Here is a 15569-nt window from a genome sequence, read left to right on the forward strand (position 1 = left end):
GTAGGGTGGGTCCCAGATTCCGCCGAACGGGTGACCGGCACGCGCATCGACAGGCAGCGCCGGGCGTCCCCCGAGGTCGTGCAGCCAGGGAAAGAGACCGATGACCGTGAGCACGTTCCGCCGCCGTGTGGTCGCGGTGGCGGCGGCAGCCGTTGTCCTGACGATCCTGCCGCAGACGCCGGCCATGGCCGTCGACGACTCCGTCGTCCTCACCGGTCTCGCCTCCGGCCAGTACATCGCCACGGGGGTCACCGCGTCGATCGGTGCCGATGCCAGCACCGGCGATCTCGCGCAGTCGGTCGACCTGTACGTCGACGGCTCGCTCGAGGAGTCCCAGGCCTGCCCGGTGCCGGACGTCACCTGCACCGTCTCGTTCACCTTCGACACAGCGACCCTGGCCGACGGCAGCCACACCGCCGAGGTGCGGCTCACCACCGACGTCGGCACCGACGTCGCCTCCGACTCGGTCTCGTTCTTCGTCGGCAACAGGCCCACGGTCGTGATCACGGCGCCCGAACCGGGCACGTACGCCGGCGTCATCGACATCGACGTCACGGGCACGACCGACGCGCAGGGCACGGACTACCCGGCGACGTTCCAGCTCCTCGTCGGAGGCAACCCGGTCGGGTCGCCGCTCGGCGCCTGTGCTGGGAACGCGAAGATCTGCGACCGGACCTTCAGCTGGGACACCTCGGCGCTGTCGGCCGGCCTGCGCTCGGTGTCGGTCGAGATGACCACCGATCAGGGCACGGTGCGCGAGAGCGCTGCGGTCGCGATCACCGTCGCCGACCCGCCGTCGGTCACGATCGAGTCGCCCACCAGCGGCACCTTCAGCGGCACGATCGTCGTCTCGGTCACCGGGAGCACCGACCCCGCGGGCAACGACTACCCGACGCAGTTCGCGCTCCTGCTGGGCGGCAGTCCGATCGCCGGCGTCACCTCGGGCCCCTGCCCGGGCAACGCCGACACCTGCACGAAGACGCTGACCTGGGACGTCTCCGCCGTGCCCGCCGGCTCCAAGACCCTGTCGGTGCGCATGACGACGCACCAGGGCCTGCAGAGGACGAGCCCGCCCGTCACCGTCGCCGTCGCGAGCGCGCCCACGGTGTCGATCACCTCGCCCGCGCAGAACGCCGTGCTCGTGCCCGGCACCACCTCGGTCACGATCGCCGCTGCCACCGACACCGGTCTCGGCCAGGTGGCCAAGACCCTCGAGCTCTACGTCGACGGCGGCGGCACACCGGTGGCGACCACGACCTGCACGGGCTCCGAGGTGCCCTGCAGCAAGACGGTCACATGGAACACCTCGGCGCTCGCCCTCAACTCCACGCACACGCTCGTGGCCCGAGTCGTGGCCGGCGGCGTCACGGTCGACACCGGCGTCCGCACCGTGCGGATCGCGGCGGCTCCCGTCATCTCCGCCCTGTCGCCCACGACCGGGTCGACGAACGTGCTCCCGAGCTCGACCGACGTCGTGTCGTTCTCGGTGACCGGCGCCGGCGACTCCGGCCTCGGGAGCAGGGCCAAGACGTTCGAGCTCTTCGTGGACGGCGCGCTCACGGCGGTCGACAGCGCCACCTGCTCGCCGTCGAGCGGCAGCTGCACCGTCGGCCTCGACTGGGACGCCAGCGCCGTCACGGGTGGCACGACCCACACCGCGCTCGTGCGCCTCACCGTGGACGGCATGCAGACCACGCGCTCGACCACGTTCACGCTCGCGGACGCGCCGACCGTCACCGTGGTGCCGCAGCCCGGTGGAACCGTCAGCGGCGCCACGTCGATCACCGTGACGGCGCAGACCGACGCCGACACGACCGAGGACCCGCAGTCCGTCGTGCTGACCGCGCTGCCCGGCGCCGGTCCCGCGCTGGTGTTCCCGGCCGAGCCGTGCGACTCCGCGCCGGTCGACGGCGCGTGCACGTTCACGATCCCGTGGGACGTCTCGCTCCTGTCAGGCTCGTTCACCCTCACCGCCCAGCTCACCGCCGACAGCGGTCGCACCCGCACGAGCCCCGGCGTCGTCGTCGACGTCGACAACCCCGGGCCGGTCATCACGGTGACCGCGCCGACCGCGAGCGTCGTGAAGGGCCGCGTGCTCGTCAGGGCCACGGCCCGGATCGGCACCGCCGTCACGGGGCATGTGACCACGCTCAGGATCTTCGCCGGCGGCCAGCAGATCGGCGCGACCAAGACCTGCTCGGCCGACGTCACGCCCTGCACCTACTCCGCCACGTGGGACACCACGCTGCTGCGCAACGCCACCGGCGTGCAGGTCTTCGCCCGGGTGACGACGTCGACGACCGGTGCCCAGACCTTCAACTCAACCGGCACGTTCGTGCGGCTGCTCAACCCCAAGCCCGTCGTCACCTGGATCTCCCCGACCAATGGCGACGTCGTGAGCGGGTCGGCAGTGGCGATCAAGGTCGGCCTGAAGACGGACCTGTCGCAGAGCGATCTCCCCAAGACCGCATCCATCTTCCGCAACGGCTCCTCGACCCCGTTCGACACGTTCACCTGCGCCGGCACGAGCCACTCGTGCATCGCCACCTTCACCTGGAACGCGAGCCGGTCGGCCGGCCTCTCGACGTTCGTCGTCAAGGTGCGCACGACCAAGGAGCGGCTCGGCGGGTCGACCACGTCGCGCAAGCTCTACGCGTCGTCCAGCGCGCGGGTCGCCTACTCGACCGTGAGCACGGTCGACAACGGCACCCGCGTGACCATCTCGGGCCGGGTCGTGGCCGTGCGCACCGGGCTGCCGCTCGCCGGGGCCAAGATCGCGCTCGTGCGCGACCCGGCGATCGGCTCGACCGTGCGCGGCACGCTCACCACCTCGAGCACGGGCCGCTTCTCGGTCACCTTCACCGCGACCTCCAACACGCGTGTCACCGCCACGACGGTCAGCCTGCGCACCCCGCTCGGCGAGATCTACGTGCCTCCGGCGTCGGCCACGGCCAGCCAGATGGTGCGCGCACCGATGGCCTGCCGCGTGGCCAACAGCGTGCTCGGACCCAACCAGTCGGGGCGGGGCTCCTGCTCCGTCGCCGGGCTGCCCGTGGGCACGCCGCTGATCCTGCGCTACCTGTACGGAGGCGTCTGGCGCACGCTCGCCACCGGCACGAGCTCCTCGACGACGATCCCGTTCACGTACCAGTTCCCCGCCAAGGGCTTCTACCAGCTGCGGGTGATCCTCTCGGGCAACCGGGTCTACGCCGGCACCAACAGCATCCTCATGCCCGTGACGGTGCGGTGATGCGGCGCACCGCCCTCGCTCTCGTCACGGCCGTGACGCTCCTCGCCGGGTGCGGGTCGACCGTCGCCGTCTCGGCCGCCGACCCGGGGGCATCGGTGCGTGCGGGGGAGCTGCCCGTGGGCATCTCGCTCGCGGCCGACCCGCCGGTGTGCAGCCGCGCCGGCGAGAGCCAGCTCTGCCAGATCGGTGTGTGGTACCTCAACGGCACACCGGACGACGTCGCCATCGACGCCACCACCACCACGTTCCGGGACGGCGCCGGTGCCCGTCACGACGGCGCGGCCGGCGGCCTTGCCGCCGAGCTGGCGATCCCGGCGGGCGGCCGGGCCAAGGTGCTGTGGTCGGTGAAGCTGCCGTACGGCGCAGTGCCCGCCGCGGTCGCGTGGGCAGCCCCGGACGGCAGCGTGGCCACGGCCCGGCTCGACGGCTCGAGCAGTCCGTCCGCCAGCCCGTCCGCATCGCCCTCGGAGACCGCCACGCCGAGCGCATCACCGACTCCCACTCCCACGCCGACCGCGACGCCGAAGCCGAAGCCGACGAGCGCGCAGCCGCGGCCGTCGAGCACGCCGACGCAGCCGGGTGGCGCGATCGGCTGACACCCGGTCGGAGCATGGTGCGGGGCACGGCGCTGCCGATGAACTACCCATGCAGACGGTCGAGGACGGGCACCGCCCCGCGGCGTCCGAGTTCACCCCGCGCGGCCGCATCGTCATCACGGTGCTGCTCCTCGTGCTGCCGCTCGCCTGCCTCGCGCTCGCGCTGACCTCCGCGCCGGGCAGCGAGACCGCCTGGCTGCTCATCGCCGTGGCCAACCTCGTGCTGCCGGCCGTCATGCTGCCGCTGGTGTGGCGCGGCGCGTGGCGCGACCGGGCGAGCGTCGCCCGACGTGCGCTCGAATCCGCCGGCGCGCGCGACGCGCTCGTGTCGACGCGCTCCTGACCTCCGTCGTCCCCTGGCACTGCCGGTTGCCGCCGCTGTCCGCGTACAACTAACATTTCAGTTGTGACCGACCGGCGGCTGCTCAAGGACGAGGCGTACGACGCCCTCCGCGCCGCGATCGTCGCCGGCGACCTCGAGCCCGGCGCCACGCTGTCGGACGCCGAGCTCGCCGACCGGCTCGGCGTGTCCCGCGCGCCGGTGCGGGCGGCGCTGGCACGGCTCGTCGACGACGGGCTCGTGGAGACCAAGCCGCAGAGCTTCACCCGCGTGACCCCGGTGGTCGACCGCGAGGTGCGCGACGCCGTGCAGGTGGTGCGCACCATGCACGAGCTGGTCGTCGGGCTGGCCGTGCCGCTCGTGACGCCCGCGGACCTCGCCGACATGGCGGTGGTCAACACCGCGTTCACCGAAGCCATCCGGGCAGGCGACGTCGACGCCGCGCTCGAGGCCGACGACGCGTTCCACGACATCCCGGTGCGCGTCGCGCGGAACCGACCGGCTGCCGCCACGATCGAGCGGTTCACGCCGCTCGTCCGGCGCCTCGAGCGGGCGAGGTTCGGCGGACTGCCGGGCCACGAGTCGGTGCGCCTGCACGCGCGGCTGCTGCGCGCGTTCCGCGAGGGCGACGTCGCGCTCGCGGTGTCCACGACCACGCAGATCTGGGGCGCGCTCGAGCAGCAGCTCGACGTGCCCGCGGCCGGTGTCGCCACCACCGGCGCACGGCCCGCCCCCGAGACCACCCGGCGGCCACGCCGGGCCGCCACCCCCCGCTAGGAGCGCCCGTGACCACGCTGCAGGACTTCCCGCGCCACCCGCTGCTGTTCGGCCCGTCGCCGGTGCACCGCCTCGACCGGCTCACCGCGCACCTGGGCGGCGCCGAGGTATGGGCCAAGCGCGAGGACGTCAACTCCGGCATCGCGTTCGGCGGCAACAAGACGCGCAAGCTCGAGTACCTCGTTGCCGACGCGATCGCGCAGGGCTGCGACACGCTCGTGTCGATCGGCGGGGTGCAGAGCAACCACACCCGGCAGGTCGCGGCGGTCGCCGCGCACGTCGGGATGAAGTGCGTGCTCGTGCAGGAGAGCTGGGTCGACTGGCCGGACTCGGTCTACGACAAGGTCGGCAACATCCTCATCAGCCGGCTCGCCGGCGCCGACGTGCGGCTCGTGCAGAGCGAGTTCGGCATCGGCTTCAAGGAGTCGTGGGAGAACGCGCTCGCCGAGATCGAGGAGTCCGGCGGCAGGCCCTACGCGATCCCCGCCGGTGCGTCCGACCACCGCCTCGGCGGTCTCGGCTTCGCGGGCTGGGCGTACGAGCTGGCCGAGCAGGAGCGTGCGCTCGGCGTCTTCTTCGACACGGTCGTGGTCTGCTCGGTGACCGGATCGACCCAGGCCGGGATGGTCGCGGGCTTCCGCAGCCTCGAGCAGGACGGTGGCCGGGTACGCCGGGTGCTCGGCATCGACGGCAGCGCCAAGCCCGCCGAGACGCACGCGCAGGTCACCCGGATCGCCGCCTCCACCGCCGAGCTCATCGGCGTACGCGCCCCGATCACGGCCGCCGACGTCGAGCTCGACGACCGCTACCACGCCGGGATCTACGGAATCCCTGACACCCGGACGATCGACGCGATGAAGCTCGCGGCGCGCACCGAGGGCATGGTGACCGACCCCGTGTACGAGGGGAAGTCGATGGCCGCGGTGATCGACCTCGTGGGGCGCCGGGAGATCGACCCGTCGTCGAACGTGCTGTTCGCCCATCTCGGCGGGCAGCCGGCGCTCAACGGCTACAGCGCGATGTTCAGCTGACGGGGCAGGATGGGGGCATGAGCGATCACGGGTCGTACTGGGAGGACGTGCACGCCGGCAAGGACCCGGGCGGCGTCTCGTGGTGGCAGGACGAGGACTCCGTGTGGGTCGACCTCGTCGAGCGCACCGGCGTCGACCGGCACGCCCACGTGGTCGACGTCGGCAGCGGGTCCTCGACCCTGCCCGATGCGCTCGTCGCCCGCGGCTTCACCGACCTGACGCTGGTCGACCTGTCGCCCACGGCGCTCGCCCGGACCCGCGAGCGGCTGCGGGCGCACGTGCCCGACCTCGACAGCCGGCTGCGCACGGTGGTGGCCGACGTGCTCGAGCTCGAGCTGCGCCACCCGGCCGCGGTGTGGTTCGACCGCGCGGTGCTGCACTTCCTGACCGAGCCCGACGACGTGGCGGTGTACGCCGCCACGCTGCGCGCGAGCCTCGCGCCGGGCGGGTGCGCCGTGATCGCGACGTTCGCCCCGGACGGGCCCGAGCAGTGCAGCGGGCTGCCCGTCCGGAGGTACGACGCCGAGGGGCTCGTCGCAGCGCTCGAGGCGACGGACTGGGAGCGGGTGCTCGTCGAACGGCGGGTGCACCGCACGCCCTGGGGGAGCGAGCAGCCGTTCACCGTCGTCATCCTGCGGAGCCCGGCCGGCTGAGCCCGTCGAACCCGCCTCGGTCCGGTCGCGACGTCACGACGCATCGGGCGCAGAGGCGCCGGTGCGGGGGCAGATCCTCCGAGGTTCGCTCGTTCGGGGATCGTCACCCGTTCGGCCCAGCGCAGGACTACCGTGCACGCATCCGACCACCGGTGCCCCGAGCCGAGACGTCCCTCCCCGCTCGGGGCACCGGCGCGCGTGGCCGGGCAGGCGGGGGCCGAGGAGGTGCGGCTCGTGCTCGTGCTCGACGGTGGTGGCGAGCGCGTGCTCGTCTTCCTCCCCGGCTTCATGACCGCTGCCGAGTCGTACGTCGAGGTGCTCACCCCGGTCGCCGACGCGGGGGTGACCGTGCTGGTGCCGCAGCTGTACCGCCGCGGCGTCGGCGCGCTGGCGGGCCGGGTGCCGGTCAGCTCCGAGGCCTCGGCCGCCGCCGACCTCGTCCGGGTGACCGCGGCCGAGCGCGGCACCCCGCTCGTGCACCTCGGCGGCCACTCCCGGGGCGGTCAGGCCGCGTGGCGCGCAGCCGCGCTGCTCGCGGCGGAGGGTCTTCCCGCCGGGCTCGTCGTCATCGATCCCGTGGACGGCGCCGGCCGTCGTCCGACCGAGGCCGACGCCACCGCGGAGCCGGCCGCGTTCGACGTCCGCACGCTCGTGATCGGCGCCGGGCTCGGCGGCCGCTGCGCGCCGGAGGCGGTCAACCACGCGGTCTTCGCCGCGGCCGCACCCTTCGCCCAGCACGTCCTGGTCACCGGCATGGGTCACGTCGACCTGCTCGACGACCGGCCGCGGGCGCTCGCCCGCCGGCTCTGCCCCGGTGGGCCGGACCCCGACAGCGCGCGCACGTCGGTGTCGGCCCTGCTCGTCGCGTTCCTCGCCGGGACGCCCCTGCCCGCGCTCGACGGCGCCGTCGAGGTGCTCCAGGCCTGACCGCGCGGCACCGACCCGGCGCCATGGCGCGCATCGGCGTCGTGCGCCCCCTAGGTTGAAGCCACCATTCCGACGGGGAGGGGCGTGCATCCGGTGGAGCCCCGCAACCGCGCGTACAGCCCGCGCGGATCGCTCATGCTGTCGGCGCTCGACGTCCTCCCGGACGCGTCGATCATGGTCTTCGACACCGACCTCGTGTTCGTGGTCGTGCGCGGCGAGGCCCTGCTCGAGGCGGGGATGCAGCCGCACGAGCTCGAGGAGCGGCCTGCGGCAGAGGCGCTCAACCCGTCCCGGTGGGCGTTCTACGAGCCGTTCTACCGCGCGGCGCTCGCCGGCGAGTCGTCGTCGCTCGAGGTGGGATCCCTGGCGGGCGACGGGCACCGGTACGTGGTCAACATCGGCCCGGTGCGCAACGACGCGGGCGACGTCATCGGCGGTGTGGCGATCGCCACGGACGTGTCCGACCACATGCGCCTGCGGGAGGCGCTCGAGGAGAGCGAGCACCGGTTCCGTCTTGTCGCCGAGAACTCCTCCGACGTCGTCCTGCGCGTGGACGACGACTGGGACATCGGCTGGGTGTCGCCGTCGGTGCGGGAGGTCCTCGGCTACGAGCCGGAGAAGATCCTGGGAGCTGGGCTGCCGGGGTTCCTCGTGCCGGAGTCCTGGGACTCGATCTCGGCGGCCTATGCCGCCTGGGACAAGAAGGAGCCCCTGCGGCACCTGCTGCAGGTGGTCGCGGCCGACGGCCGGGGTCGCTGGATGGAGGTGCTCGCGCGGTCGATCGTCCCGGAGGGATCGAGCCTGGCCTCCACCGTCGTCAACCTCCGCGACGTCGACGAGCAGGTGCACGCTCAGCGCGCACTGGCGGACAGCGAGGAGCAGTTCCGGCTGGCGATGGAGCAGGCCGCCGTCGGCATGGCGCTGATCAACGAGGCCGGCGAGTTCATGGTGGTCAACCCGGCGCTGTCGCGGTTCCTCGGGTACGAGCCGGGTGAGCTGGTGGGCCGGTCCTTCCTCACCGTCACGCACCCGGCCGACCTCGAGTCGGGGCGTCAGGTCCACGAGGAGCTCGTGACCGGGAAGCGGCCGTCGTACTCGTTCCGCAAGCGCTACGTCCGCAAGGACGGCGCGGTGGTCTGGGCCGATCTCACCGTCGCCTCCGTGCACGACGCGCAGGGCACGTTCCGGCACAACGTCGCGCAGATGGCCGATGTGACGGCCGAGGTGGCCGCGCAGCAGGAGGCGCTGGAGTCGCAGCGTCTCTACCAGCTGCTCGCGGAGAACGCGTCCGACGTCGTCTACCTCGCCGACCGCAGCGGCGAGATCACGTGGGCGTCGCCCACCTTCCGCACCGTCCTGGGCATCGACCCGGTCGATGCCGTCGGGATGCGCACGGAGGACCTCGTGCACCCGGACGACGTCGGCATCGTGACGCGGCGTCGCCACGAGATCTACGACGGCGACGATGTGAACGTCGCGATCATCCGCTACCGCGGCGCAGCCGGCGACTACCGCGACATGTCGGTCACCGTGCACCGCATCCCCGGCGGCGGCGACGGCGTGCCCGCGTCCGCCGTGGTCGGGCTGCGCGACGTGACCGCCGAGCAGCGGGCGCTGCGCGAGCTCGCCCGCAGCGAGGAGCGGTTCCGCCTCGCGATGACGGCGGCCCCTGTCGGCATGGCGATCTCCAACCCGGACGGACGGTTCGTGCAGGTCAACGACGCCTTCTGCGCGCTGCTCGGCATCGCCGAGCACGAGGCGCTCGGTACGACGGTGACGGCGTTCCTCGCCCCCGAGGAGCGCGGGCTCGTCGAGGAGGTGATGCTGGCGCTGTCGGACGAGGGCCGGAGCACCTTCCGGCACCAGCACACGCTCGTCTCGGCGACTCGGCAGCTCTGGGTCGAGCACTCGGCCAGCGTGCTGCGCGACGAGGCGGGGGAGCCGATGTTCTACGTGCACCAGTTCGCCGACCACACCGAGGCGCACGAGCTGCGGCAGGACCTCGAGTACCGAGCCAGCCACGACGCGCTCACCGGCGTCGTCAACCGCGGCGAGCTGATGACCCAGCTGGAGCACAGCCTGCGACGCGGCCGCGGCGGCGCCGCGTGGCTCGGGGTGCTCTTCTGCGACATCGACAACCTCAAGCCGCTCAACGACGAGTTCGGCCACCACACCGGCGATGTCGCGATCCAGACCGTCGCCGAGCGGCTGAAGTCTGTCGTGCGCCTCGGCGACCTCGTGGCGCGCATCGGCGGCGACGAGTTCGTGGTGCTGCTCGAGGGGCTGCGGAGCCGGGACGAGCTCGCGGTGATCGCGGAGAAGTGCCGCGCCGCCGTCGAGGGCCCTGTGGCCGTGGACGGCGAGACGATCCTCGTCAGCGTGAGCGTCGGAGCCGTGCTCGCTGGGCAGGACGAGACCGCCGACGAGGTGCTCGCCCGCGCCGACCACGCGCTCCACCGGGCCAAGACCGGCGGCCGGCACCAGGTCGATCTCGACTAGGGCCCCGGCGTCCCAGCGGCTGTCGCTCACCCGCGCGCCCTGGCATGCATCGCGTCACACCGAAGGGCAGCGCTGCCGTGGCGTCGGCCGCCGGTGCGACGATGACCGCATGACCGCACCCGTGCTGCACGAGGGAGTCGTCACGCTGCGCCCGCCCAACCGGGACGACCGCGACACCCGCCAGAAGCACGGATGGTGGGCGGCGATCGAGCGCGGCTTCGGCCACGTCGAGCAGGATCGTCCGATGACCGACGCCGAGGCCGACGCCTGGGTCGAGCACGTGCTCGCCGAGGCCACCGACACCTGGTGGGTGATCGAGGTCCAGGGCGAGGCCGCGGGGGTGGCGTTCCTGCACCGGTTCGAGCCCGAGCAGCGTCGGGCCCGCTACGCCGTCGGCCTCTTCCACCCCGAGCTCCTCGGCCGGGGCATCGGGACGGCCACCACCCGCGCCGTGCTGCGGCATGCCTTCGACGATCTCCGCCTGGCCGAGGTCGAGCTGCGCGTGCTCGAGATCAACGACGCCGCGGTGCGCTGCTACGAGAGGTGCGGCTTCCGCGTGACCGGCCGCGACGCCGACACCTGCGAGCTCCACGGCGAGCTGTACGACGACTTCATCATGACGGCGCACGCGGGCGGCTGGCCCGTGGCGCACCCGGCGACATGACCCGCTGGGTCTGCGAGCACTGCGGTCGGCAGGGCGAGGGCGACGACGACGCAGTCGACCGCATCCAGTGCCCCGACTGCGGGGAGCCGGTCGTCCCGCGCTGAGGGGTGTCGGCTACCAGCCGACGATGTTGTGCCACGCGGTGTAGAGCATGAAGCCGAACGCGACGGCCATCGCGATGCCGACGAACGAGCGCCCCACGATGCCGAGCTGCAGACCGGACGTCGCGGCCTTCTTCGGCACCGCACGCGGGCGAGGCAGGGGCGTCAACACGGCGGGGCCGCCGACGACCCGGTCGAGGTCGCCGCCCGTGGTGTCGTACTGCGTCGGCACGGCCTCGGTGGGCTGCTGCAGGGTGCCGTTCGGGAGGATGCGCGACAGGTCGGAGGCGGCCCAGCCGCGGGCGGGGGAGTCCCCACGATCGGTGCTCATGTCCCAATCCTCGCACCGGAGCCTGCGCCGAGCCCGCCTCACGCACCGAAGTGCCCGAAAGTCGCTGTGGTTTCTGGCCGTTCGGTGCGTGAGGCGATCAGGCGTGGAGGCGGATGTGCGACGGCCCCTGCGGGTCGGTGCGGCGTACCTCGAGGCGCTCGGTGATGCGGTCCTTCAGCTCGGCGACGTGCGACACGATCCCGACCATGCGGTTGTTGTTGCGCAACTCGTCGATGACCGTCATCACCTGGTCGAGGGTCTCGGGGTCGAGCGTGCCGAAGCCCTCGTCGATGAACAGCGTGTCGAGCTCGACACCGCCGGCCTCCGCGGTGACGACGTCGGCGAGACCGAGGGCCAGGGCGAGCGAGGTGTAGAAGGTCTCGCCGCCCGACAGCGACTTCGGGCTGCGGCTCTCGCCGGTGTGCCGGTCGACGACGCGCAGCGAGAGGCCGGTGCGCTCGACCTTCCTGTCCGACTCGTCGGTGCGCTCGAGCTCGTAGCGGCCGGCGCTCATCGTGGCGAGCCGCACGTTGGCCGCCTGCACGACCTGCTCGAACCAGCGACGCAGCACGTAGGTGGTGAGCGTCATGCGCATCGAGCCGCTCGTGCCGTTGGCGAGCCTCGCCAGCCGGGTGACCGCCGCCGTGCCGGTGACGACCTCGGCGTGCATCGCCTCTGCCTGCTCGACCTTGGTGCGCGCCTCGACGAACCGCTGGTGCCGTAGGGCGGTGGTGGCCACCGACCCGGTCGACCGCGCGTGCCGGTCACCGGCCTCGTCGCGCGCGGCGCGGGCGGTCGCCAGCCTGGCCCCGACCTCCGCGAGGTCCACCGTGAGCACGTCCGCGAAGCGGGGATCGGCAGCGGCGGCCTCGCTGGCGGCGAGCGCTCGCGACCAGTCGTCGACGGCAGCCTGCAGCGCGGCGATCTGGGCGGGTGTGCGCTGCGCCGCGCGGGCGGCGTCGAGGTCGGCGAACCCGGCCTCGGTCGCCTCTCCGGTGGCGGCCTCGAGGGCGGCATCGTGCTGCGCCGTGGCGAGCGCTGCGGCCGAGACGGCGGCCGCGGTGGCGCGCTCGTGCTCGGCCTGTGCTCGGAGAGCCTGCTGCCGCGCAGCCACGGTGGCGTGGTCGCCGCGTGCGGCCGCGACCTCCGCGGAGGCCTCCGCGAGCGCCCGTGCCCGGGCGTCGTGCGCGGCGGCGGCCTCGGCCAGCGCGGTGGTCTGCGTACCGACGGCGGCCTCGTGGCCCGCCAGCTCGGTGCGGAGCGACTGCACCTGGGCCTCGAGCCCACCGAGCTGCTCGGCGGCGGCGCGGATCTCCGCGAGCTCCGCCCGCCCGGCCGCCAGCTCTGCGCTGGCCGCCTCAGGAGTGGTGCCGGCTGAGGCCACCCCGAGCTCGGCCTGACGCAGGGCGAGGGTGTCGAGGTCGGACTGCGCTGCGGCCTCGGCCTGCTGCGCCTCGACGTACGCCGCCTCCGCGCTCGCGACGTCGTCGGCCGAGATCGCGTCGTCGGCGGGTCGCGCGGGTGAGGGATGGTCGGTGGCGCCGCAGACCGCGCAGGGCTGGCCCTCGACGAGACCGGCCGAGAGCACGGCGGCGATGCCGTCGAGGTGCCGGGTGCGCTGGTCGTTCCAGGCCTCGTGCGTGCGCAGGCGGGCCTCGCGGCTGCGGGCGACGGCTGCGGTGGCCGCCTCGATCCGGGGGAGCAGAGCGGCGAGGTCGCCGGCGGCCTTCCAGCGCATCTCGAGCCTCGCAACCTCCGCCGCTGCCGCCTCCGCGCCGGCCGCCCGGAGCGCCGCCGCCTCGCGCGCGGCCACGGCGTCGGAGATCTGCTGCGGCAGAGCGAGCGTGGCAGCCCTGGCCGCCTCCAGCCGCGCGGCTGCGGCGTCGCGCTCGGCCGCCAGCCGGGCGACCTCCGCGGCCGCGGACGCGAGCTCGCGCTCGCGCACGACCAGGTGCTCGAGGCCGGCGGCCTCGGCGTCTCTGGCGCGGGCCCGGGCCTCGTGCACGTCGGATCCCTCGAGCGCCGTCGTGCCGGAGGAGGCGGTGAGCGACTCGAGGGCTGAGCGGGCGGTGGCGAGCCGCGTCGCCGCCGCCTCGAGGTCGTCGAGCCTCAGGCGCACCGGCACGGCTGCCTGGGCACCGGCGAGCTCGGCCGCCCGGGCCTCGTGCTCGGTGCGGGTGGCGCGGTGCTGCTCGGCAGCGGCTCGCGCCATCGCCAGGTCGTGCACCCGCCCCGACGTCTGCTCCAGGTCGGCGTGCTCCGCCGTGGCGATGTCCAGCGCCGCGCGGGCAGCCGTCTCCTCGGCCGTCGCTGCGGCGGACTCCCGGGCGAGGTGGTCGGCGATCGAGGCGAGCCGCGCGGGGCGCTCGGGTTCGGGCGAGCCGACGAGCGCGCGATCGTCGCCGGCGTCGATGCCCGCCGCCTCGTCGGCTGCCGCCAGGGCCTGTGCCACCGCCGCGGCTGCCGCCTCGCGCTGGCGTCCGGCCTCGGTGCGACGGCTCTCGAGCTCGCGCGTGACCCTGTCGTAGAGGCCGGTGCCGAAGATCTGGGTGAGCAGGGTGCGGCGCGTGTCGTCGTCGGCACGCAGGAACAGGGCGAACTCGCCCTGCGGCAGCAGCACGACCTTGGTGAACTGGTCGGGAGTGAGCCCGACGCGGTTGCGGATCTCGGTGTTGGCCTCCTGGACGTGGCTGCTTACCGACGTCCAGCCGGCCGCCTCGAGGCGCTCGAGGTGCACGCTCGCCTTCTCGGCGGTGAAGCCCTCGCCGCGCTTCTTCGGGCGCTGGTGGTCGGGGACGCGGGTGATCCGCAGCCGCTCGCCTCCGACCGAGAGCTCGAGGACGACCTGCGGCACCGCCTCGGGGGGCGCGAAGTGCGAGCGGAGCCGGTCGGTTGAGCTCTCGCTGCCCGCGGTGGCGCCGTACAGCGCGAAGGTGATCGCGTCGAGGATCGTCGACTTGCCCGCACCGGTGGGGCCCTCGAGCAGGAACAGCCCGCTCGCGGTGAGCGCGTCCATGTCGATCGTCTCGGTGCCGGCGAACGGCCCGAACGCCGTGATCTGCACGGAGTGCAGGCGCATCAGCGGCTCACCTCGGCGTGCCGGACGGCCTCGACGGCGTCGCGCAGCAGCAGGGCCTCCTCGTCGGTGGGCGGCACGCGGTCGACGTACTCGACGAAGAGCGTGCACACCTCGACGGGGTCGGTGGTGCGCCGCAGGCGCGCGAGGTCGGTCTCCTCGCTCACCGCGGAGCCATCCGGCGCGAAGTCGAGGACGAGCGTGTGCGGCCAGTGCTCGCGCAGCCGCTCCATCGGCGCCGCCGGGCGGCTCGGGTCGGTGAGCACGACCTTGACCCAGGCCTCGGCGAGGTCGGCGAGGTCGGTGCCCGCGCGTGCGACGAGGTCGTCGAGCCGGCCGCGCACCTCGCGCAGCGGCCGCGGCACGGGTGCCGCGAGGGTGCTGGTGATGACGGCGCCGTCGGCGTCGATCTCGACGAGGGTCACGGACTTGGTGTCGTCCTTCTCGCTGAAGGAGAAGGCGATCGGGGAGCCGCTGTAGCGCAGCACCGTGCTGCTGCCCCCGAGGCTCACCTGCTGCGGGCGGTGCAGGTGCCCGAGCGCGACGTACGAGACGCCGTCGAACACGTGCGCGGGGGAGTCGCCGATGCCGCCGACCCGGAGGTCGCGCTCGGACTCGGTGACGGTGCCGCCGGTGACGAAGGCGTGCGCGAGCACGACGGTGCGCGCGATGCCGCGCTGCGCGGCGTCGGCGAGGATCCGGCGGGTGGCCTCGCCGAGCACGGCCTCGTGCGAGCGCTCGACGCCGAGGGCGTCCTTGGCGGAGTCCGGCAGCAGGTAGGGGATGCCGTAGACGGCGACGTCGCCGTGCTCGTCGGTGAGCACCACGGGCTCGGCGAGGCCGGCGATCGTGGTGCGCAGGTGGATGCGCGAGGCCTCGGCGAGCCCGCTGCCGAAGCCGAGGCGGACGGCGGAGTCGTGGTTGCCGGACACCACGACGAGCGGCACCCCGGCCTCGGCGAAGGCGAGGAAGGTGCGGTCGAGCAGCTGCACGGAGTCGAGCGGGGGGACGGCGCGGTCGTAGACGTCGCCGGAGACGAGGACGGCGTCGACCTGCTGCTCGACGGCGGTCTCGAGCAGCCACGCGAGGAAGGCCTCGTGCGCGGTGTGCAGGCTCGTCTGGAAGAGCGTGCGGCCGAGGTGCCAGTCGGAGGTGTGCAGCAGCCTCACGCGGCACCTCGCGGTGCTGCCTGGGCGCTGCTGCGCGATGCCATCGGACGTCCCTGCTGCTCGGGTGCGGAGCACGGCGTCGGCTCCAGCACTGACGCTAGGGGGTGCCCCCGACACGACCGACCCGGGACACGCGCGACGCCGGGGAGCGCGGG

12 protein-coding genes are annotated in these 15569 nt (G+C 73.7%); 9 read left to right on the plus strand and 3 right to left on the minus strand.

Annotation, left to right across the window (positions count from 1 at the left end; translation table 11 throughout):
- Positions 1-100 precede the first annotated feature (100 nt).
- The 9 genes from ACFQGU_RS09440 (at position 101) to ACFQGU_RS09480 (ending at position 10737) form a co-directional block, all read left to right on the plus strand.
- A complete protein-coding gene (locus ACFQGU_RS09440; protein ID WP_386766010.1) occupies positions 101-3250 on the plus strand; it encodes an Ig-like domain-containing protein in 3150 nt (1049 codons plus the stop codon).
- Positions 3250-3846: a hypothetical protein gene (locus tag ACFQGU_RS09445; RefSeq protein WP_386766012.1), complete on the plus strand. Its 597-nt coding sequence runs from the start codon at positions 3250-3252 to the stop codon at positions 3844-3846. Before ACFQGU_RS09440 ends, ACFQGU_RS09445 begins: the two co-directional genes overlap by 1 nt.
- A gap of 49 nt (positions 3847-3895) precedes the next feature.
- Positions 3896-4189, plus strand: a complete 294-nt coding sequence (locus ACFQGU_RS09450; protein WP_386766014.1) for a hypothetical protein — start codon at positions 3896-3898, stop codon at positions 4187-4189.
- A gap of 63 nt (positions 4190-4252) precedes the next feature.
- Positions 4253-4963, plus strand: coding sequence for a GntR family transcriptional regulator (locus tag ACFQGU_RS09455; RefSeq protein WP_386766016.1), 711 nt, complete (start codon positions 4253-4255; stop codon positions 4961-4963).
- A gap of 8 nt (positions 4964-4971) precedes the next feature.
- On the plus strand, positions 4972-5994 hold the full coding sequence (locus ACFQGU_RS09460) for a 1-aminocyclopropane-1-carboxylate deaminase (protein WP_386766018.1): 1023 nt from the start codon (positions 4972-4974) through the stop codon (positions 5992-5994).
- A gap of 17 nt (positions 5995-6011) precedes the next feature.
- Positions 6012-6647, plus strand: coding sequence for a class I SAM-dependent methyltransferase (locus tag ACFQGU_RS09465; RefSeq protein ID WP_386766020.1), 636 nt, complete (start codon positions 6012-6014; stop codon positions 6645-6647).
- 198 nt (positions 6648-6845) lie between these two features.
- Positions 6846-7574 (plus strand): poly(ethylene terephthalate) hydrolase family protein, encoded by a 729-nt coding sequence (locus ACFQGU_RS09470; RefSeq protein ID WP_386766022.1) that lies wholly within the window; start codon positions 6846-6848, stop codon positions 7572-7574.
- A 93-nt stretch (positions 7575-7667) separates the two neighbouring features.
- Positions 7668-10073: a bifunctional diguanylate cyclase/phosphodiesterase gene (locus ACFQGU_RS09475; RefSeq protein WP_386766024.1), complete on the plus strand. Its 2406-nt coding sequence runs from the start codon at positions 7668-7670 to the stop codon at positions 10071-10073.
- A gap of 109 nt (positions 10074-10182) precedes the next feature.
- The gene (locus ACFQGU_RS09480; protein WP_386766026.1) at positions 10183-10737 is read left to right on the plus strand and encodes a GNAT family N-acetyltransferase; all 555 of its coding nucleotides are present in this window, start codon (positions 10183-10185) and stop codon (positions 10735-10737) included.
- Between the two features lie 114 nt (positions 10738-10851).
- Here ACFQGU_RS09480 and ACFQGU_RS09485 read toward each other — a convergent pair whose 3' ends face one another.
- From ACFQGU_RS09485 to ACFQGU_RS09495, 3 genes are all read right to left on the minus strand, one after another.
- Positions 10852-11169, minus strand: coding sequence for a hypothetical protein (locus tag ACFQGU_RS09485; protein WP_386766028.1), 318 nt, complete (start codon positions 11167-11169; stop codon positions 10852-10854).
- 97 nt (positions 11170-11266) lie between these two features.
- Entirely contained in the window at positions 11267-14248 is a 2982-nt protein-coding gene (locus tag ACFQGU_RS09490; protein WP_386766030.1) for an AAA family ATPase, read from the minus strand.
- Positions 14248-15414 carry an exonuclease SbcCD subunit D gene (locus ACFQGU_RS09495; RefSeq protein ID WP_386766032.1) on the minus strand — a complete coding sequence of 389 codons (1167 nt, stop codon included), beginning with the start codon at positions 15412-15414 and terminating at the stop codon, positions 14248-14250. Before ACFQGU_RS09495 ends, ACFQGU_RS09490 begins: the two co-directional genes overlap by 1 nt.
- Between the last annotated feature and the right edge of the window lie 155 nt (positions 15415-15569).

The sequence above is a fragment of the Longivirga aurantiaca genome, from assembly GCF_042660085.1.
Lineage (GTDB): Bacteria > Actinomycetota > Actinomycetes > S36-B12 > CAIYMF01 > Longivirga > Longivirga aurantiaca.

What these genes read in the sequence shown, in the direction of transcription:
- ACFQGU_RS09440 (WP_386766010.1), top strand. Translation starts at nt 101, where the DNA reads ATGACCGTGAGCACGTTCCGCCGCCGTGTGGTCGCGGTGGCGGCGGCA.
- ACFQGU_RS09445 (WP_386766012.1), top strand. Translation starts at nt 3,250, where the DNA reads ATGCGGCGCACCGCCCTCGCTCTCGTCACGGCCGTGACGCTCCTCGCC.
- ACFQGU_RS09450 (WP_386766014.1), top strand. Translation starts at nt 3,896, where the DNA reads ATGCAGACGGTCGAGGACGGGCACCGCCCCGCGGCGTCCGAGTTCACC.
- ACFQGU_RS09465 (WP_386766020.1), top strand. Translation starts at nt 6,012, where the DNA reads ATGAGCGATCACGGGTCGTACTGGGAGGACGTGCACGCCGGCAAGGAC.
- ACFQGU_RS09480 (WP_386766026.1), top strand. Translation starts at nt 10,183, where the DNA reads ATGACCGCACCCGTGCTGCACGAGGGAGTCGTCACGCTGCGCCCGCCC.
- ACFQGU_RS09485 (WP_386766028.1), bottom strand. Translation starts at nt 11,169, where the DNA reads ATGAGCACCGATCGTGGGGACTCCCCCGCCCGCGGCTGGGCCGCCTCC.
- ACFQGU_RS09490 (WP_386766030.1), bottom strand. Translation starts at nt 14,248, where the DNA reads ATGCGCCTGCACTCCGTGCAGATCACGGCGTTCGGGCCGTTCGCCGGC.